The 407-nt window shown below is 43.7% G+C and carries 1 protein-coding gene; it reads right to left on the bottom strand.

The genetic code is table 11. The annotated features are described in order from the left end of the window. Positions 1 to 16: 16 nt before the first annotated feature. The coding region (locus A3739_RS03695; protein WP_068500369.1) for an SIS domain-containing protein at positions 17 to 407 on the bottom strand (391 nt) is incomplete at its 5' end.

Raw genomic sequence — 407 nt, 5'->3', positions numbered from 1 at the left:
AGCCCACCTAACATAACTATTCTACCGTTACAGACTTCGCCAAATTTCTCGGCTGATCTACATCCGTACCTTTAATCACTGCGACATAATAACTTAGTAGTTGCAAAGGCACACTGTAGAGAATCGGAGCGATTGTGTCGTCACAATGCGGTACATCTAATACTTTCATTGTTGCATCACTTTCAAACTTAGATGCCTTATCTGCGAAGACATACATCAAGCCACCGCGAGCACGTACCTCTTCCACGTTTGAATGAAGCTTTTCCATAAGATCGTTATCAGGTGACACCACAATCACCGGCATATCGGCATCAATAAGTGCTAATGGACCGTGTTTTAACTCTCCTGCAGCGTAGGCCTCTGCATGGATATACGAGATCTCTTTAAGCTTTAACGCACCTTCCATT

The organism is Oleiphilus sp. HI0067 (assembly GCF_001635735.1).
The sequence above is the reverse complement of the archived record's forward strand: the minus strand, read 5'-3'. Positions and strand labels throughout refer to the sequence as shown.